The sequence below is a fragment of the Culturomica massiliensis genome (assembly GCF_900091655.1).
Taxonomy (GTDB): Bacteria; Bacteroidota; Bacteroidia; order Bacteroidales; family Marinifilaceae; genus Culturomica; species Culturomica massiliensis.
In genome coordinates this window covers 1,432,981-1,451,886 of record NZ_LT594621.1, presented here as the reverse complement: position 1 = coordinate 1,451,886, position 18,906 = coordinate 1,432,981, and the positions used below count along the sequence as shown (strand labels likewise).

Below are 18,906 nucleotides of genomic sequence, written 5' to 3'. Positions count from 1 at the left end.
TCTGCACGATTTCCGGGTTCCGGCTTGAAGCTGTTTTTTAGATACGCTGAAAACGTATCAAAAAATATATAGAGACACGTCGGTATATTGACTGTTCTTAACCGGATTGGACGACGGAAAAGGAGGATGTGTATTCCTGTCATTCAGTATGTTCGGATATGCTTTTCACAATCGGACAATCTTGTAATGTTTTGTTCCTTAATCATATAGAATATACAGAACGAAGCTATCCACATGGATTCCGACTTATTTGTACGGTTTTTGTGACTTTATACAGGAAACCGTGGAAATGCAGAAGAAATGGGGTTCAGTTACCTGCCTTTTTGGTGAATTATACGTATATTTGCCGTATTGTATCCACTTATGTATGAAGTATGGCATTTTGCTGTTACAGGAAATATCTGGATAAAGAATCGAAAGAATGGAATCATATCATAAGAAGAAAATCGGGAGTATTCCGAAAGACAGCACGGGTGGGTCGTCCATTCGCAAGGGAATGGTCGTCTTCAACGGTGGGACATCGGAAACCGGACTTGTGGGAGATGTCACGGGTAATTGCGTGTCGGTTCCGGTAAGGATGACTGCGGGCAAAGAACTCGTTACCGATGACGCGGTCATGTTTCTGAATGATTGCCGGGAAGCGAGCGCAGAGCAAAAGATTGCCCTCCAACGCCTGCTGAACGAAGGCCATCTTGCATGGGACAAGCGCCGGGGTGTATGTTCGGAATCTCTCTATGCTCCCAAAGACGGACAGTTGGTAAAACTCAGTATCCTGGATGAGCATGTAATACTGGGGGCTTTCAAGGAAATCGACGCAAAAGGACGTGTTGTGCTGTATTGCCTGCTGGACGAAGACGGGAGCCTGCGCTATTCCCTGCATGAAACAGTCGGGTACGCGGTGAATCTCCAGATACTGCCTATCGGAACCAGTGGCCGTAGCAGGCTTTCCGATGCTCTACGCCAGAAAGGGCTTGCATGGAACGGACGGCTGAAGGAACTCGAACGGCTGGCAACACGTGTCAGACGCGGTGACAAGTACTATTACCTGAATGACATACTGGAAATCCGTGAATGCAGGGACAACAACAGGCCGGCGGACAGGAAACGGTTGGAATGCGGGAACTATTTCATGGAGCGGAGGGATGCCGAACTGGTACGTGACTGCGTGCGCTCTGTCGTAAGGCTGAACCGCGACAAGGATGCCAGACGGTAAGAGGGTGACGGTATAAGGTATTCGTTCTGTTTCTCTCTCTTGTATCTGGGGAGGAAGTGGTCCTTTAATCCTCATCTTATCCGTTTTCAACACTTTCCGATTCAAAAAAACAAAAAAACAGACGGCGTGCCGTCTGTCATGATTTGTTTCTTTTTTGGTATCTTTTTTCTTTGCGTCAAAGAAAAAAGTACATCTTTCTTCTTTCTTCTTGTATAATACTACTTATAGTATTGTTGCTACATTTGTAACACCCCTCCTGTCAGATACACGGTACATTTGTACCACATTGAGGGGAAAGATGTGGCGAATTTCGCGTCTTTCCACCCAAATTCCACTATCGGGAGCATGAATCGCAAGCCGATGTTGCCGCTTCGGAAAATTGCAGTCGCCTTTTGCAGGGCAGCATTGCAAGAACGAAAACGGTCTGATTTTCACGTGCAGGAAAATAACCGCAAAAAGAGATCCGATAAAACATCTATATATGAAAAATATCCCCTATATTTGCATAAAATTTACATATAACTGCGATATAATATGATTATTCAGTTCACAGTCGAAAATTTCCTTTCGTTCAAGGAGCCGGCGACCTTGTCTTTGGCTGCTTCCGCGCTGAAAGAAAAACAGACCCGGTCCGATGAGATTGTTTTTGAGCTTGAAGGTACGAACCTCTCTTTGCTGAAGAGTGCGGTCATCTACGGGGCCAATGCCAGCGGGAAATCGAATCTAGTCAAAGCGCTCGATTTCTTCAAATGGTTTGTCATCAATTCCTCCAAAGGCGTGCAGTCCGGCGAAAGCATACGGGTGGAAAGTTTCCGTCTCAACCGGAGGACGGAACAGGAGCCCAGTTATTTTGAGGCGGTCTTTGCCGACGAAACGGTCCAATACCGCTATGGGTTTGAAGTCGATGAAAAACGTGTACACCGGGAGTGGCTTTATCAAAAGGGCAACAAGCGCAAGGCAAAGGAGGTGGAACTGTTCCTGCGTGACGGCGATGAGTATGAACTGCATCCCAAATTTTCGGTCGGCAAAGAGGTTGTCGCCAAAAAAATGGTGCGCGACAATGCGCTGCTTCTTTCCGTGGCAGCACAGTTCAACGAAAGCGTCTCGGTGGAAATCATGGGATGGTTGGCCAACACCACGATTGTTCTTGGCAGCAGCGACGAGCGGATTTGGGAAATGGCGATAGCCCAGATCGATGATCCGTCCATGAAAAGGCGTATTGTGGAGTTTGCCCGGTTTGCAGACTTCGGAATCGACGACATACGCAAGGTTGACAATACAGTCATCAGTTCACACCAGCAATATGACGAGGAGGGCAACGCCACGAAGACGGTCACTTTCCCGTTCCGCGTAAACGAGTCGGAGGGTACGATCAAATACTTCTCGCTGGCTTATCCTATAATCGACGCGTTGGATCATGGCAAAAGGCTGGTTGTCGACGAGTTCGACTCGAAAATGCACCCTCTGTTGACCAGTCGCATCATCGGGCTGTTCAATTCCAGAGTGACAAATCCCAGGAATGCACAGTTGATTTTCACGACACATGACACCAACCTGCTTAATGCAAGCCTGTTCCGCAGGGATCAGATCTGGTTTACACAGAAAGATTCGTTTGGAGCCTCGGAACTCTATTCGTTGGCGGAATACAAGGTTCGCAACAGTGCACCTTTCGAAAAGGAGTACCTGATGGGGAAATATGGCGGTATCCCTGTCATCGGCCAGTTTGAACGGTTATTTGACCTGAGGGAGGAAGAATATGGCAGCACGGACGAACAAGCGTGATCCACGCGCGGCACGGACACTCAGGCGTATCAGTTTTGTCCGTGAGGTCAAACAATCCTTCCTGATCATCTGCGAGGGGGTAAATACGGAACCGGATTATTTCAATGCGTTTCGCCTGACCTCCGCCAATATTAAAGCGGTAGGCCAGGGACTCAATACGGTAGGTCTTGTCCAAAAGGCTTTACGGATGAAAGAAGAAGAGCGGAAGAAAGGACGCGAGTATGACCAGTGCTGGGTGGTATTTGACAAGGATGACTTTCCCGATCGGGATTTCAACCGGGCTATCGGTATGGCGGAAGCCGGTGGCATGAGGGTGGCATACAGCAACCAGGCTTTCGAGTATTGGTTCTTGCTGCACTATAACCTGGTACAAGGCCCGATGCACAGAAATCAATATGAAACAAAGCTATCCGGCTTGTTGGGCTTCTCCTACAACAAGGAAGCCGGTACAGGCGGTCGTGTTTTCAGGGAGCTGGGCGGTAAACAGGCTCAGGCCATCACGAACGCAAAAGCCGTATTGCGCCGAATGGAGGGAATACCGCCGGCACAAGCGGAATCTTCGACAACGGTGCATCTTCTTGTGGAAGAACTGAATAAGTATATTTAGCATATTCTGTCGTTTGCCCGGATAATATTGTACCCGGCTACCACCTCCTTCCGGTTTTATCGGATTTTATGTCGCAAAAACACAAAAACAGACGGCAAATCACAACGATGCCGTCTGTTTTTATTCATTTACGTTCCGTGGACAGATACGCTCAAACTTTTCGGTGTCTCTCTTTCCATTGGCTGACCTCTTCGTCAGAGACGGATGCCACGGTCCTTTTTTCCACATCGAACATCCGATGACAGAATGCCCTGGTAGAAAAAGGATTTCCAAGTTCCGCCAATATCCCTACAAGCCGGTTGTAGGAATCCATGTGCCACAGGTAATCGTACATCCCGCTGACCGGCACCCGTTCAAGCAATCCCATACGCGTTGTCTTTTCCACGCACTTGTCGAAAATCCGCGAACCCATCTCCATGTTCTCCATGTAGTACCGCTTGCTGCGCAAGGTGTCGTAACCTTTTTCACGCAGGCGTGTACGGTCTGCCATGTACAGCATGAAGATGACCTCTTCCGGGGTGAACGCGCCGACCAGCCCGGTGAAGCATTTCATAAACGGTATCACGTGTTGCCTTTTGTCGTCATTCCCTTTCATGTCCGTTTTCGCGTTCGTTCGTCCGTAATGTTTCCGCTTCCCCGTCATCCTTAATCGACGGATTGACATAGAACTGGCATATCCTGCCGTTTATCATCGGTTTATACACGGCGTATCCCAGTTTTTTGGCGTAACGCCCCACGGATACGCGGTTGGCGAACTTGCCGGTATGTTCCGTCAGGTGTTCCGACATCTCCCCGACGGTCATTCTGCTTTTCAGTTTCATATCATTCGCGTTTAAATGTTTTCCTGATAAAGGATAGCCGCGACTAATACGAACTGTTTGCAAATGGTATGAATTAATAAGAGGCGGTTCCATGAAATCGGCAAAGGAGGAATCAACCGGTTATACTGATACTTCATTCATGAAACCGTCCCTCATCTATTTTCCCATTATCCGGACAATCTCCCGTATCGTGTCGAAGTTCCGCTCGTCCAGCCATTCTTTGGCCACGTTCCACGAGAGCGACATTCCGAACTTCAGGTTCTCCATGGTGATGGTATGGTGCGACAACCTGCCTTCAGTGGGCTTGAGCCCTGCCGCGTGCAGTTCACACAGTCCGTCCTGAAAGAACGTGCACCCGCCTGCTTCCTGTTTCGCCTGTACCATCGGCACGATATACGGGATTTTTCCCAACAGCAGGCCTACCGCCCACCGAGTGGGTGCAAGACGCTCCCTGTATCCGGCTTTCAGCAACCGGAGGATGTCTTCCGGCGTACCGAGGCACGGTATCCGGCATTGCTGCCTGCACAGACGGCAACGGCACTCTACCGGCCGTCTTCCTGTCTTGCGGATGATCCGCTGTAATGCCGTTTCCATCGCTATGCACCCGGTGGGCAGTATTCAGGGTTCCTCTTGCGCCACAGTTCTATGATACACTCCCGTCCGGCCTGTGTCCATCGTTTGGTGGATCCGAAAGTATATACCTTGCCCCGGCTGTTCTCCCACGTGTAAGGCACATCGCATTGCCAGGCCCGGCAGGAAGGAAAGACCACCCATTGCCGCTTCTCGTACTTGCAGATGCCCTCTTCGGCAAGGAACTGGTGCAACTGTCGCGGCGATATGCCGAGTTCGTCAGCGATGCGCGTGCTCTTGAACCAGTCCCTGTTCTCGATAAACTCCTCGTAGAATACGATTTTCGGCAGGGATTCACTCACCACCTTCCGCAGTTCCAGAATCAGTCTCGTCGCCGATTCCATATCCTGCGGCATGGGACAATCCATACAGGGCAGACCGGGTGCCGCCACCCTGGGGCGTTCGCGTACGATTGTCTTCCCTCGTTTCACGGAGAGTTTGCCGATAGCCTCGCCCAACCATTCCGCCAAAGACAGGTCAGGGGCGATCCATCTGGCCAACGGTATGACAAGCGGTGATTCCAACCAGGTCGCACCGTGCCCCCGCCCCCGTGTGGTGAAGACTTGCGACTCGTATTTCCCGGTATGTCCGTTGCCGGCCATTTCCCTGCGGAGCATATCCGTGGAAGCGATGCGTAGCCATTCAGACGGGATTTTCCCGAAGTGCATCGTGATCTGCGTGGCGTTGACCATCAGCTTGTCGCCGACACGCCGGAACGTGACGGGGAACCCTTCCTCGAAGTGCATGACGATGTCGTCCTGCGGGACGGCGTGCAGCTCCCCGGCTTCCAGTTCCAGAAGCTTGTTGCCCCACACTTCCAATTCATCAAGCAGGTCACGGGGTATAATAGTCTCCTTGCGTACCAGTTGTAAAAGCCGACGCATATCGATGGGACGGAAACCCCACTGTTCCCTGCCGTTTTTCCGGAAACTGATTTTCAATGCCGTCGGGCAAACACGGGCGATGGCGCCGTTTTCAAGCAGTTCGTCCCGCTTGAGTATATCGCATATATCCACGGCGCAGATATGGAGCTGGCCGTTATGGTTCCGGGAAACCCTTATGTTCCAGTCCCGGAACGGAACATTCCTATTTTCCCTCATAGGTATTTCCTCCTTTCTTTTGGTTATCAGACTTACGTTTGTTTTCAAGCAAGGCTCTCTTATGTGCCATCTTGCGCACCGGATAGTACGTGCGTTTCTCGCCGCAAAGGGCGTCATAATCTTTCAGCATCAGTGTGCCGAGGTCGGCCAGCTCGATTTCCACATCCGGATGCAGATGCCTGAAATAGAGTCCGCCGCTGCATACATACTTGCCCGTGCAACAGAATGAGATAGCCTGCAAGTTGCCTTTTGTCAATTCCGCCGCGCTGTGCAGCGAGCGCGTGACCGCTACAAGAACCTGTGCCCCGTTGAAGATGAGCACCATCTTGGGTCGTTTAAATGTGCTGCGTCTCATGTTGTTCTAAAATTTGCGTTAATTCCTCCTTTGTAAATCTAAGACCGGCAGCCTGTACCAGCCAAGTGTCTGAAACCGTAAATCCACCGGACAGCAGTTCGTCCACGCGCTCCAGAAGGTAGACACCGAACGCGGGATCGATGTAAACGACAAATAATAGAGCCAGACATTCATCAATTAACAGGTGTCCCGACGCCTCGTCACGGATGATCATCTTTTCCCTGTCTATTCCGTAGGCGTCTGCCAACGCCGTTGCCCAGTGATGGAAAGCGACACGGAAATCACGGACATTATGCCGGCGTGCATCTCCTTTGGCCTGGATGAAGCGTGTCGCGTCGAAATAGACCGGTCCGTCTTCCCGTAACGTTCCGAAAAGCAGATCGGGGAACTCCCTGTACCGGATTATCCGGCAGGGAATCTTTTCTTCTTTCATGTTCTCTTTTTCATTGTTCTTGGATTTGTATCTAACGTGGTGCAAAGATATATCTTTTTAATATGAAATACACTATAAATATATACATAAATTACACTTTTAATAAATTGTTAATTACTGATAATAAGATATTTACAACGCAAATAAAACCGAAATATCTATATATTTAAGTTGCATATTTCGGTTTGTAAATCAAGCATTAAGAGTCCCGTTCTCCATATATTCTTTTAGCCGTAAAAACCTCTCTTGAGGATTGTCTCTACTCTTTGAACAAGAAACAAAAAAATTATGGCTACATCGGACAAATCATTTAACGGGGAACTCTTGGAGAGTATTTTTAAGACCTCCAAAAAGACAATTCAGGAGTATGTTCGCGAAATCGAGCGCAACAACCGCTACCGTTCATGTCGTCAGGATACCGGTTCGGGATATATTCTCGATGACCGCGCCCGGCTCATTGACCTGTATGAAGCCTGCCTGCAACAGGACGCTCATATACGTTCCGTTGTCGAGACACTGGAAAGCCAGATTCTCGGCGACCGCTATATGCTTGCCCGTGTAAACGAAAAGGGAAAATACATCAAGGACGTGGCGAACTCCCTGAAGATACAGGGTTCGCAGTTCGACAAGATAATCAAGGGCATAGTGGAATCCAAACTCTACGGGTACACCCTGCTTGAAATCATGCCGCATACTGACCCCAGAACGGGCAGGCTGGCGGAAGTCAACATCATCGAACGGCGTAATGTGTTACCGGACCAGAAAACGGTACTGAAGCGGCAGGGACTGTGGGAGCCGCATTGGGATTTACATGACCCGGCATATTACCGTTGTTATGTACTGGTAAACTCCGGCGACTTGGGACTTTTTTCCGCCACGACCCCTTTGATACTGGCCAAGAAATTCACGGTGGCCAACTATGTGAACTTTTCCCATACTTACGGACAGCCGATTATCCACGGAAAGACGGTCAGCGAGAGCAACGCCGACCGCAAGAGGCTGGCTAACGAGATAGCCAACGCGGCACAGAACAAGGTGGTGGTTACCGGCATTGAGGACGAGGTCGATATCAAGACATTCACCATGTCCAACTCGGAAAAGATATATACCGGGCTTATCGAGTTTGTGAACAAGGAAGTTGCCAACCTCGTGCTCGGCTCCGAGTCGATGGCCGGAGGGATGCAGTCGTACGTGGGTTCCACGAAAGCACACCAGGACATTTTCCGCGACCGTATCGAAGTCTACCGTCGGTATATCGAAAACATCATGAACGAGGAGATAATCCCCCGCCTGGTGGCTATCGGGTATATCCCCGGAGGATTGGAGTTCCGGTATTCGAACCGGATAGAGATGAGCAACGAGGACCGCATCAAGCTCTATTCGCTGATCACGGACAAATATGAAGTGGCGGCCGATGAGATCGAGAAAGAGTTCGGTATCAATGTGGGCCGGCAGCTCAATGTTATCCCGGGATTAGGTTTCGGAGCCGAAGGCGGCTCATCCGGTCTCAGCCACAACGACCGGGGCATCATGTCGGACGAGGAGTATTTCCGGCGTTACGGACGCCCCCGGGGGGCGAAGGTCGGAAATTTTCTGCGGGGAGCGGAATAGAAGCCCGTCTTCCGCTCCCGGACAACGCTCCGTTCAGAGCTGTCAGGGCATCTGCAACCACGGAATCCGATACGGAAAAGGAGTATCGTGTCATTTTCGATGCATTCCGCAGGCTGATCCTCTATTGGGAGAACAGCGCGGAACGTCTCGACATTATAGAGGACATCATCACCCTGCGTGCCTCTTTCCTCATAGACCGTGCGCTGACAGGTCTGCGAATCGACATGGACCGGGCATTGGAGATACTGAAAAATCACAACTCCTTTACAACAGAGAGGGAACGGCAGCAGCGTGACATCCTGATTGCAGCCATAGACAACCTGGTGGATTTTGCCGCGGCAGAGGAGTATTCCATGCTCGGGGAACTGCCCGAGACAGCGGATGAACAGGACATGGAAGCACACGAAAAGATATGCCGCAGGTATAACCTCGTCCATGCGGAGGAAGAGAACAACCAGGTATTCTTCGCGGCCTCGATGGCCGCATGGTGGATGGCGGTGGATATGGATACCGTGCTTACCTACATGACACAAGGCGATGAACGGGTACGTGCCTGGCATCTTTCATTGGAAGGGATTTCCTTCCGCAAATCCGAGTTTCCTCCGGAACTGATACCGCCGATCGAATGGGGATGCCGCTGCTTTCTGGTCGCGGAGGGGTTCGCCGCTGTCCGGGCGGCTTTGCCGGATAAGGGAGACTATCTGGAAAAGGTGGATCCGGTCTTCCGGGAGAGCCTGGCAACCGGCGGGCGTATCTTTTCCGATGCGCACCGCTATTTCTCCGTCCCGCTTCCGGGTTACATGAATGATATTGTGAAACGCATTAAAGGAAAGTTCGCCTATGCCCAAGATAACGCTTGATGAGTTTTGCAGCCACTGGGTAAGCAGGACCAGTACGCGCGTCATGGCCAGCCGGCTAGAGTTCAACGTATTCGACTTCGCAACTGCTGCCGGTGACTATACCAGGCAGCAGTTCCTGTCCTCATTCGCTTCGGGGGGATTCAACGGTAGCAAATGGGCGCCTCGTACCTCCAAATGGGGAAAGAGGTTCACCCATCCTCTCATGAACGATACGGGGACTCTGGCCCGGAGCATACAGTCGGAAGCCGGCCGGACAGACATAGTGGGACGGCGTTCGGACCGTACGCGCATCTTCCGGAAAGGCGCCAGGTATTGCATGTGGACTACGGAAAAGAGCTTTCCAGTCAAGGGCAAGCGGGGACGCAGCAAGGAGCGTTACGGGCATTATGCCGCCATACACAATACCGATCCGAAGTTCGGGCTGTACACGGTAAACCAGTATTCCACGCGCCGTCCCGTACACCGGCAGTTCATCGGATTCTCACCGAAAACGGACGACTATATCGCCGTCCATTTCATAGATATGATTTTTAAAGGATTTCCACACCAGCCGCTATGATAAAAGACAAACACCCCGCACCACAGCCCGCACAACCGTCGGCACCGGCGGAGAGCCTGCCTGAAGAAGTTTCCGCGAACCCTTTCGTGGAGATATACCGGGCCGTTAAGCGGGCTGTCCTGACCCTGCGGGAGAATCCGGACGACCCGTTGTCGCCGCCCCTGTTCAAAACCGTCGCTATCGACAACGGCCAGTTCGCCCGCATTGTTCGTGACGATAACACGGAGTATGAGACTGTGTTCCCTGCCGTGTTCATCCACTTTATCAACGTGAGGTACCTGGTACAGCAACAGCGTATCGGTGAGGGACGCGCCACCATGCGCGTGCGGTTTATCCTGAATACGCTCAACAATGCGGACGAAGACAAGGAATGCGAGGCGTTTCTGGTCTTCCAGCGGCTCAATGTAGCCATACAGGATGCCAAGAACCATGAGCCGGCGCTGAGCGAGCGGTGCAACCTGACCTATTTCGACATGCCGCTTTCAACCAATATGTTGCAGGCGTACTGGATAGACTACGAGGTATGGTTCAGGGAATCTTCCGCGTGGAAATACAGGGACTGGGTAAAAAGGTATGTGGTCATGCCCCCGTTCACCCAACACAGCGATGCGCCGCAACATGACAGCGGCGGACACGGCTTCCATCCGCGTCCGGAACATGACGAAGTATCTGGTTTTTCGGATACCGGATCGAAAAATTGAAATCCATGCAGGAGATTTATCCGCACTGCGTATAAACAGACATGAATCAGCAGATAATACAAGACTCATGATACATTTTCTGTACTTGCTGAATTTAGAATGTTCAGCATGCCGGTCTTGATACAAATAGTTGCAACCGGTCTGTAATTTGAACAATCTATTATACTGTAAAGATAATCGCATTTCCATAAATGGATGGATTCTCATATTTCCACTTCCATAAATAGCAGTGCAAAACCTTTTCTTTTCCCACCGCCTACTCTTGTTCAAATAACCCTTGCATATGGATATGAACACACTTCAATATGTCGTCGGAGAGGCGAAGGCAGGCCAGCCGGCTGTTATCCGTTTCTTCGGTCGCGTGACGGAAGAGACGACCTCACGTTTCAATGACGAGTTCGACTTTTTGGAAAATATCATCCGTCCCTCCTGTATCCGTGTGTTGATCAACTCGGAGGGCGGCAGTGTCCTTTACGGCATGTCCACCTATTCCACCATCGCCAATGCCACGGTGGATACGGAATGTATCATCGAAGGGGTCGCGGCATCGATGGCCTCCATCATCTGGGCGGCGGGCAAGCGTTCTCTCATGCGTGATTATGCCATACTGATGATTCATAACCCGATGTTGCCGGACGATGACGGAGGGGAACCGTCGGACATGGTAACGGCTTTTACCAAACAGATCGAGACGATTTACCGGAAACGGTTCGGCCTGAAAGCGGAGCATGTGCGGGCCATCATGGACGGACAGGCAGGAAAGGACGGGACCTATTTCGACGCACAGGCTGCCGTCAAGGCCGGCATCATACCTGCGGAGCATGTCATCCATACCTCGAAGCAGCTTTGCCGTAAAGTGCATGACGAGATAGAAGGATTGACCGATACGGCCGCCATCCAGGAACTGATGAGCCGTGTCAGCGCGGGAAATAAACCTTTCAAAGGCATTGAACCTACTCTTACAGAAACGGAAAACGATATGGCAAACGAAAACAAGACACAAGGCTTTGAGTACGGGGCGATTGCAGCCTCGCTGGGCATGAAGGACGGTGAGGTCAAGGACGTGATGGCACGTATCTCTGAACTGGCCGCGATGGAACCCAAATACAGAGAAATACAGAAATCACTGAGCGACGCGCAGACCGTCATCGCCGGAAAAGACGCCTCCATCCGGAACTTGCAGACAGACCTGGCCGCAGCGACGGCACGCCTTTCCGCCTACGAGCAGAAAGAGAAGGACGAGCAGGCTTCCCGTATCGAGACATTGGTGGAGAATGCCATTGCAGAAGGCAAGATTGACCGTGAGGCGAAAACGCAGTGGGTGGAGATGGCCGGTTCCAACTTCGAGTTGGCGGAAAGCACGCTGGCTTCCATTCCCGCGCGGGAGAAAATCTCGAAGGAAATCGCCGATGACCCTGCCAACATCCAGGCCACGGCGGAAGCGACAAAGACCGCCGAACAGCTGATGGCCGAGAAGGTGGCGGAAGTGGTCGGTGCGGATTTCAAGTTCCGAAAGCTCTGACAGACTATCCGCGGGCGTCCGCCCGATTTTAACTGACATGCCGGAGACCGCAGTGTCTCGCGCGGAAACAGCAGGTATCCGCCAGTCGGCCGAGTTTCATTCTTCAACGGAAAACTTAAAACGACAATGGCTGATACAGTAAACTTTCTTCAAAACGGGTATAGCGGCGAAGTACTTGAGGACTTGCTGACCTATACCGTGCAGGGCAATGATACAGTCCGCGAGGGACTGATTCATATCAAGACGGGCATCCAGCACCGCTATACGCTTCCTGCCATCAAGCTGGGCAACATTATCCAGGACAACGTGCCGACCCCACAACCCATCCACGGAGCCAAGGGCGATGACGGCACGAACGAGTACCAGTTCACCGAACGCCATCTTGAGCCGTCCGATTTTATGGTCTATCTCGAGTTTAACCCGAGGGACTACGAGAAGTACTGGCGTTTCGCGCAGCCGGAAGGCAATCTCGTGTTCCGCGAGCTCGACCCGAAAATCCAGGCGACGATGCTCCGTCTCCTTATGGACAAGAAAAACGAGTATATCGGAAACGCCATCTGGACTTCCGCCCGCGGAGGAGAGACGGTGGCCAAGATTACCGCACCGGAAGGCTGCACGAAAATCGGAGCCAACAAGGAGAAATATTTTGACGGGGTCATCAAACGGATCCTCGACAATGTGAACTCCTCCGATGCCGAGGTGGTTGCCGGAGGGCAGTGCATCATTTCGGGAACGACCGAGCTGACGGACGGGGCCGCGGTGGAGGCGGCGCTCTATGCGATGTGGAGGAAATGTCCGAAGCAGATCCGAAAGAAGACATCTCTGACCTTTGTGGTCGGATGGGACGCCTGGGACGCGTATGACCAATATATCTCGGACAAGCAGGTCAAGTATTCCGAGAATACCGAGGTCAACCGCTATCGCTTCAAGGGCAAGCGCATCGTCCCGGTCGTGGGAATCCCCGAACACACGATGGTGCTCGGCGAGTTCTCCACCGGCATGGACTCCAACCTGTGGATGGGGGTGGATTACGCGAACGACACGGACATCCTGAAAATCGACCGTCTGCAGGCCAACTCCGAGCTGTTCTTTTTCCAGATGCGCATGAAAATGGACGTGAACATCGTCCGCCCGGCGGAGATCGTGGTCCATACCGCCTACAAGAAGAGCGAATAACACACCTTTCTTCATTCTCAATATCCACCCGGGGAGCGGAGGCAAGGCCCCGTTCCCCATTTTCATTCTACTGTTATGGCAAAGAAAATCAACACGGAGGAAACTCCGCAGACAGACAACAATAATATTCCTGCACCGGAGGCTCAGGCGGTGCCCGTTCCGGAAACGGCATCGGAAAACCTCGGGACAGGCGGCGAGACTGAAGACAGGCTGCCGGCCAAGACCGCGGGGAAAGGGAATGCAGGGTCGGAGGAGACGACAGAGCCTCACATCCTGTCCCTGTTGAAAAAGTTCCCGGCATATCCGTCGCTGTACATCGACACGCACGGAGGAACCTATGCGCCGGACACGGCGGCCGCCATCAGGGGCAAGGCCGTACTCTACAGGAATCCTTTCTACAACGAACTTAAAAAGAAATCATAATGGCACTCGGTAATGTATTTATCAAGGATGTGGACGGCAATATTCCTTACGATACCGGCTCGTCGGGCGAGAAGGTGACGGGACTGCTGTTCGACGTGTCCCTCCAGCCGACGCTTTTCACGGAGGGGTATGGTAAAACCAATGAGACCAGGCTCAAGCCTGGCGATGTCTGCTACATCACCTCGTTCAAGTCCGCCGTGAACGACTTCGGTATCATCGAACGTGTGGAGGCAACCGACGAGGAGGAGATGAATGTCAATTTCCTGCACGGCATCCCGGCATACCATATCCGTGAATTTTTCCGCATGTCCGGCAATCCGGGCGGTTCAGGAAAACTCTACGTGATGTTCGCGGACTGTTCGGCGAACTGGGATGCGCTGGAAATCATGCAGCGTGCTGCCGGGGGTATGATCAACCAGATAGGCATATGGACGGAACAGCCGCTGTGGAAAGCGAACGGCGCATCGGAACAATACAACCTCAATCTGGTAAAGGGGCTCAACGACGTGGCCGTGGGGCTTGCGGAGCAGAACCAGCCGCTCTCGCTCATCCTTTCCGCCAATCCTTCCAATACGGGGGCGGATACGACTGAGGGGCGTCAGATTGACCTGAATAAAATACCTTCATGCATCTGTGAATCAAGCCGTATCAGCTGTATATTCGGCCAGGCGCATCACGAAAAGATCTCCACGATGCAGATGTGCAACAGGAACCATACGCCCGTGGGATTTTTGGGAGCGGTTATGGGAGCCATAGCAAAGGCCAACGTGCACGAATCCATCGCATGGGTCAAGCAGTTCAATCTCTTCGCGGACGATTTCCAGGAAATAGAGTTGGGGTTCGGGGACATCAACCTCGACGAGGCAGAGGAGAACTTCCTCAGCCTGAACCGGTACGAGTCACTCTCCCCGTCACTGCTGGACGAACTCGACGATAAGGGGTATATTTTTCCCATCAAGTATGCCGGCCGCGAGAACGGGATCTACATCTCGAAAGACCAGACATGCTCACATGGGGATTTCCGTACCATTGCCCGGAACCGCACCATCAACAAGAGCCGCCGTGCCGTGCGTGCAGCCCTGCTGCCGTATGTGAACTCACCGCTGATGGTCAATCCTTCAACCGGGTTCCTCGCCCCGTCGAAGATTACAGCTTTCAAGACACTCATCGGGGATATACTGGCCAAGATGCAGGCGGCGCAGGAAATTTCAGGATACGCCGTCACTATCGACCCGAACCAGAACGTGTTGGTGGACGACACGCTGCGCATCTCCTATGTCCTTGTCCCGGTGGGCGTGGCCGTGAAGATTTATGTAGAGGAAGGACTGTCATTAACCGCAAATAAGACATAGCATATGGCAATAATCAACAATGTAGCATACTCGTGGTCGATGATAACCCTGTCATCGACCGCCCTGGGAATCGATGAAGGTTCCACGACCCTTGAAGGCGTGTCGGCCATCAAATGGTCGAAGAAGCGCAAGGTCGAAAGTAACTACGGCATGGGAGGACGGCCGGTGTCGAGGGGGTTCGGGAACATTACCTATACGGCGAGCATCACGATGGACTATGCCACGCAACAGCTGTTGCGTTCGGTGTACGGCTCGCTGCTCGAAATCGGCGAGTTCGACCTGATTATCAGCTTTGCCAACCCGATGGCCGGCGAGGACTGGACAACGACGACCGTAACGCTCAAAGGTTGCATCTTCACGGAGGATTGTCTCGAGTCACAGCAGGATGATACCAATATCACCCATGAATTCGATCTCAACCCGTTCGATATCCAAATCGGCTCGGGTGATACAATCTAAGCTGTCATGGATGTAACTTTCGAGGGGAAATCTTCTACCGGAAAGAACGAATGGCTCACGCCTCCCTGCCTGCTTCGGAGGCTGGGGCCGTTCGATTTGGATCCGTGTTCGCCCGTAAACCGCCCATGGGATACGGCGCGACATCACTATACCATTGAGGATGACGGCCTGCAACAACCCTGGTTCGGACGTGTGTTCTGCAATCCTCCCTATGACACTGCACTGATTGTCCGGTTTATCCGCAGGTGTGTCGAACACAGGAATGCCGTCGCGCTCACTTTTGCCCGCACGGACACGCGCCTGTTCCACGAACTGATATTCCCAAACGCCGATTCAATACTCTTTATCAAGGGACGGCTCAGTTTTTACCATGTTACGGGGGAACAGGGTGGTACGGCCGGAGCGCCGTCATGCCTGATCGCCTTCAACAAAGAAAATACCGCGGTTCTGGAAACATGCGGTATCGACGGGAAGTTGGTGAAGCCACGACTTCAATAGTCAACCATAAATTTGTTACATAATAACCCGTCTGTTTGCCGGATATTGACCTTGGCTGACAGACGGGATTTATGTATGGCAGACTTAAATCGAAATATGCGCTTCCTTATCGAATGACGTATGCTCGTTACTGAACACATAGCCCAACTGGTTGCATATGCACCGGGTGTTTCCGATGACCTTATTGATATTGCGGTGCGAGTGGCCATATATCCAGTATTCAATCGGGCTGTCTGCAATGAAACCGCCAAGCTCCACGGTAAATGCCCCATTGAGCGGACTGCCCTTGAACTCCGGCGCCATCAGTTCGAATGACGGTACATGATGAGTGGCGACAATGAGATGTCTGGCAGTACTTTGTTTTACGCTCTGTTCCAGAAAACGGAAACAGCGCGAATGTTCGTCATTGAACCTTGTCCAGTCCAGCGGTTCGCTGCCGTAACGCATCCTGCGGAAATCTGTGATGGCTGCCTCAGTTTCATAGGCATCCTGCAACAGGATATGTGACCACAGTGTGGTAGCGATCAATTCTATATCGTTACCCAATGGGATAACGGCATTATAGTGGCAGGTGATGTTTTCCCTGATTTTGAGCGACCAGCCGTTATACAGCTTGTCTATGTCGAACATCTTGTAAAACTCGTGGTTTCCGGGAACCACGATGACCCGGCTGTAATTTCCGGAAGCCCAGTCCCAGAACGGATGTCTGGAGTAGTTCTCATCTCCGATATATCCTATATCTCCGGCAAGGACAAGCACTTCTCCGGCAACAGCCAGCGGGTTGTGCTTCAAAAAACTGCTGTTCTCCCGAAACTCGAGATGCAGGTCGGATGCGTATTGGATTCTCATTGTTGTGTTATGAAATTGGCTTCAAGTTGTTCCAATAACTGTTCTCCGGAAATGCTTTTAAGTCCTGCCGATTTGAAAAAATCAGAGTTTGGCACTTCTTCTTTGACAGCCAGGCAAAACCTGTCAACATCTTGTTTAAGCGAATCAGGAACTTCGTAGGTGTCGGCAGGAGCAAGCATGGCAACCAGCCGGAATACATCTTTCTTGTGCTTGACGATATGTTTGCTGTCCACTTGTTCTCCATTGTTTTTCCGCTCGGTCATTTCTAAATAGGCCCTGCATTTCAGACAGATAAGACTTTCAATGTTCGCAATATGTACGCCCTCCTCCAACGTGCTGTGTTCAATGGTATAATTATAATAGTCATCATCCATCAAAATGGCTGACAGACTTGACAGGTCATCATCAACCGGAATGGGGGTAATGTGGGCATCGTCCGGGAATTTGACAACCCCGATATTTCGTGAAAAGAGTTCTATCTGATACGGGAAATCCGGATTTCCCGGTTCCTTGAACCTGTAATATTCATGCCTGCATTCCCCGTTCCCGGTTCCCTTATTCCTTTGTCTGTACCCTGCGGTTTTTACAAACTCCCAGAATTTTGCAGCAAAATCCGAAGACAGCGCCTCCACAATCAGTATAATGTCTATGTCCTTGGTCGCCCTTGGAGTTTGTGCATATATTTCTTCATGCATTTCACAGGCAGTACCACCTATGATGACATAGTTTCCTTCATATCCGGTGAAAAACTCCCTGAATTTATCAATTCCTCTTACCATATCATATTATTTATCATAGTTTCCAATTCTATTTGAATGCGTTCATCATCCATATCCTTCATGGCCAGAAATAAAGACAATTTGTCTACAATGCCGTTTTTTGAGAAAAAACATGGATTGTAACGCCATATCTCTATGCGGGTCTCGCCATATTCCTTGTCTGTCCGGATTTGCAACCGTCGAGCTTCTTCTTTTGCAATGGCATAAGTGTCATTTTTTTCCTTGTTCAGCATTGAATATTCCGACAAGGCATTTACTCCACTAATACAAAATACTTCATCAGGCAGACTATCGGTATATACAATCCGCTCGATGGGGTTCGCCAGGAACGGCAACATCCTGTCCCATAATTCACGCTTTTTGAACTGAAATATCATACTCTTTGTCTTGCCGCCGGATAAAGCGATAACTTCTTTATCTTTCAGCCATCTGACCGCCCGGTTTACATTGGCATACGACACGTTGAAAAGATCTGCAATATCATAAGTTCCTTTCCCTTCGAGAGACTTTACTTCAAGATGATAAAGGATTATGCATTGGGCAATTGCAGGAATCTGCGTTTCTTCACCGCCCCCGATATTATTTTTATGCGGTTTCAAATCTATCAACAAATCCGGTATGAACATTTGCTTTTGCGGTATGATGAAATTTACACGATGTCTGACAAGACGCCGTACATTATAGGCCGCCACTGTACGCAATACAAATATTACCGGGCATTGGGCTTTTCGCTCAACCAGTTCTTTTTGTTTCCGCATCTGCCCCGGAGTATATGCAGAACTGTCTGCACTATACAGAAGAACTACGTCATGCCCCAACAAGTTAGCCGTACAAAATGTATAACCGGCAGTAATATTGGCTGGGAATGTATGCAAGACATCCTTTTCGACCGGCCTGATGTCCGCCCTCAAATCAAGCAATTCAGCGATGTACCGGCTTGTCACATCTATAAAATCATCTATTTTGCACATAATCATTTATGTTTGAGAATATGCAAAATTAACGATTATATACTATATATCAAAGAAATATATGAAATATATTCAGCGAAATTTCCTTTAAAGACTGATCTGGGAATATCAGGAGCAAAGAAGTTTTTTGTATAACATATGGATTACAAGTGAATAAGAACCGTGTCTTCAACCTTTCCACGATTCTTTGTCCTACTCTTTCGGT

At 50.7% G+C, this 18,906-nt stretch carries 22 protein-coding genes; 13 read left to right on the top strand and 9 right to left on the bottom strand.

The window, feature by feature from the left end; genetic code table 11:
• Window positions 1–421 precede the first annotated feature (421 nt).
• The 3 genes from BN8908_RS07340 (at window position 422) to BN8908_RS07330 (ending at window position 3,602) form a co-directional block, all read left to right on the top strand.
• On the top strand, window positions 422–1,213 hold the full coding sequence (locus BN8908_RS07340) for a hypothetical protein (RefSeq protein WP_004303962.1): 792 nt from the start codon (window positions 422–424) through the stop codon (window positions 1,211–1,213).
• A 534-nt stretch (window positions 1,214–1,747) separates the two neighbouring features.
• Window positions 1,748–2,995, top strand: a complete 1,248-nt coding sequence (locus BN8908_RS07335; protein WP_004293619.1) for an AAA family ATPase — start codon at window positions 1,748–1,750, stop codon at window positions 2,993–2,995.
• Window positions 2,970–3,602, top strand: a complete 633-nt coding sequence (locus BN8908_RS07330) for an RloB family protein (protein WP_004293618.1) — start codon at window positions 2,970–2,972, stop codon at window positions 3,600–3,602. The genes BN8908_RS07335 and BN8908_RS07330 overlap by 26 nt, the downstream gene beginning before the upstream one ends.
• Before the next feature lie 151 nt (window positions 3,603–3,753).
• On the opposite strand, the gene BN8908_RS07325 is transcribed toward BN8908_RS07330, so the two are convergent.
• From BN8908_RS07325 to BN8908_RS07300, 6 genes are all read right to left on the bottom strand, one after another.
• Complete coding sequence (locus tag BN8908_RS07325; RefSeq protein WP_229101414.1) at window positions 3,754–4,101, bottom strand: hypothetical protein; 348 nt, start codon at window positions 4,099–4,101, stop codon at window positions 3,754–3,756.
• 82 nt (window positions 4,102–4,183) lie between these two features.
• Window positions 4,184–4,423: a hypothetical protein gene (locus tag BN8908_RS07320; protein WP_004293616.1), complete on the bottom strand. Its 240-nt coding sequence runs from the start codon at window positions 4,421–4,423 to the stop codon at window positions 4,184–4,186.
• Window positions 4,424–4,579: 156 nt separating this feature from the next.
• Window positions 4,580–5,017 carry a hypothetical protein gene (locus tag BN8908_RS19145; protein ID WP_004293615.1) on the bottom strand — a complete coding sequence of 146 codons (438 nt, stop codon included), beginning with the start codon at window positions 5,015–5,017 and terminating at the stop codon, window positions 4,580–4,582.
• 2 nt (window positions 5,018–5,019) lie between these two features.
• Window positions 5,020–6,201, bottom strand: coding sequence for a phage antirepressor KilAC domain-containing protein (locus BN8908_RS07310; protein WP_229039658.1), 1,182 nt, complete (start codon window positions 6,199–6,201; stop codon window positions 5,020–5,022).
• Entirely contained in the window at window positions 6,140–6,478 is a 339-nt protein-coding gene (locus BN8908_RS07305) for a hypothetical protein (RefSeq protein WP_004303967.1), read from the bottom strand. Before BN8908_RS07305 ends, BN8908_RS07310 begins: the two co-directional genes overlap by 62 nt.
• A 10-nt stretch (window positions 6,479–6,488) precedes the next feature.
• The gene (locus BN8908_RS07300) at window positions 6,489–6,986 is read right to left on the bottom strand and encodes a hypothetical protein (RefSeq protein ID WP_004303968.1); all 498 of its coding nucleotides are present in this window, start codon (window positions 6,984–6,986) and stop codon (window positions 6,489–6,491) included.
• A gap of 243 nt (window positions 6,987–7,229) precedes the next feature.
• Between BN8908_RS07300 and BN8908_RS07295 the strand changes: the two genes are divergently transcribed.
• From BN8908_RS07295 to BN8908_RS07250, 10 genes are all read left to right on the top strand, one after another.
• A complete protein-coding gene (locus BN8908_RS07295) occupies window positions 7,230–8,552 on the top strand; it encodes a phage portal protein family protein (RefSeq protein WP_004303969.1) in 1,323 nt (440 codons plus the stop codon).
• Between the two features lie 224 nt (window positions 8,553–8,776).
• Entirely contained in the window at window positions 8,777–9,412 is a 636-nt protein-coding gene (locus tag BN8908_RS07290) for a phage minor head protein (RefSeq protein WP_004303970.1), read from the top strand.
• A complete protein-coding gene (locus BN8908_RS07285) occupies window positions 9,393–9,971 on the top strand; it encodes a hypothetical protein (protein ID WP_004303971.1) in 579 nt (192 codons plus the stop codon). Before BN8908_RS07290 ends, BN8908_RS07285 begins: the two co-directional genes overlap by 20 nt.
• The gene (locus BN8908_RS07280) at window positions 9,968–10,672 is read left to right on the top strand and encodes a hypothetical protein (protein ID WP_004303972.1); all 705 of its coding nucleotides are present in this window, start codon (window positions 9,968–9,970) and stop codon (window positions 10,670–10,672) included. The genes BN8908_RS07285 and BN8908_RS07280 overlap by 4 nt, the downstream gene beginning before the upstream one ends.
• 283 nt (window positions 10,673–10,955) lie before the next feature.
• Window positions 10,956–12,194 carry a Clp protease ClpP gene (locus BN8908_RS07275; protein WP_004293607.1) on the top strand — a complete coding sequence of 413 codons (1,239 nt, stop codon included), beginning with the start codon at window positions 10,956–10,958 and terminating at the stop codon, window positions 12,192–12,194.
• Window positions 12,195–12,320: 126 nt separating this feature from the next.
• A complete protein-coding gene (locus BN8908_RS07270) occupies window positions 12,321–13,370 on the top strand; it encodes a hypothetical protein (protein ID WP_004293606.1) in 1,050 nt (349 codons plus the stop codon).
• 75 nt (window positions 13,371–13,445) lie between these two features.
• Window positions 13,446–13,793, top strand: coding sequence for a hypothetical protein (locus BN8908_RS07265; protein ID WP_004293605.1), 348 nt, complete (start codon window positions 13,446–13,448; stop codon window positions 13,791–13,793).
• Entirely contained in the window at window positions 13,793–15,145 is a 1,353-nt protein-coding gene (locus tag BN8908_RS07260) for a DUF2586 family protein (protein WP_004303973.1), read from the top strand. The genes BN8908_RS07265 and BN8908_RS07260 overlap by 1 nt, the downstream gene beginning before the upstream one ends.
• 3 nt (window positions 15,146–15,148) lie before the next feature.
• Entirely contained in the window at window positions 15,149–15,604 is a 456-nt protein-coding gene (locus tag BN8908_RS07255) for a hypothetical protein (protein ID WP_004293603.1), read from the top strand.
• Window positions 15,605–15,610: 6 nt separating this feature from the next.
• Window positions 15,611–16,102: a DNA N-6-adenine-methyltransferase gene (locus tag BN8908_RS07250; protein ID WP_004293602.1), complete on the top strand. Its 492-nt coding sequence runs from the start codon at window positions 15,611–15,613 to the stop codon at window positions 16,100–16,102.
• An 84-nt stretch (window positions 16,103–16,186) separates the two neighbouring features.
• Here the strand turns inward: BN8908_RS07250 and BN8908_RS07245 are convergent, their stop codons facing one another.
• Genes BN8908_RS07245 through BN8908_RS07235 form a run of 3 tightly spaced genes read right to left on the bottom strand, consistent with a single transcriptional unit; the run spans window position 16,187 to window position 18,701 of the window.
• The gene (locus tag BN8908_RS07245; RefSeq protein WP_004293601.1) at window positions 16,187–16,951 is read right to left on the bottom strand and encodes a metallophosphoesterase; all 765 of its coding nucleotides are present in this window, start codon (window positions 16,949–16,951) and stop codon (window positions 16,187–16,189) included.
• Complete coding sequence (locus BN8908_RS07240) at window positions 16,948–17,730, bottom strand: hypothetical protein (RefSeq protein WP_004303974.1); 783 nt, start codon at window positions 17,728–17,730, stop codon at window positions 16,948–16,950. Before BN8908_RS07240 ends, BN8908_RS07245 begins: the two co-directional genes overlap by 4 nt.
• Window positions 17,724–18,701, bottom strand: a complete 978-nt coding sequence (locus BN8908_RS07235) for a hypothetical protein (protein WP_004303975.1) — start codon at window positions 18,699–18,701, stop codon at window positions 17,724–17,726. Before BN8908_RS07235 ends, BN8908_RS07240 begins: the two co-directional genes overlap by 7 nt.
• Window positions 18,702–18,906 lie beyond the last annotated feature (205 nt).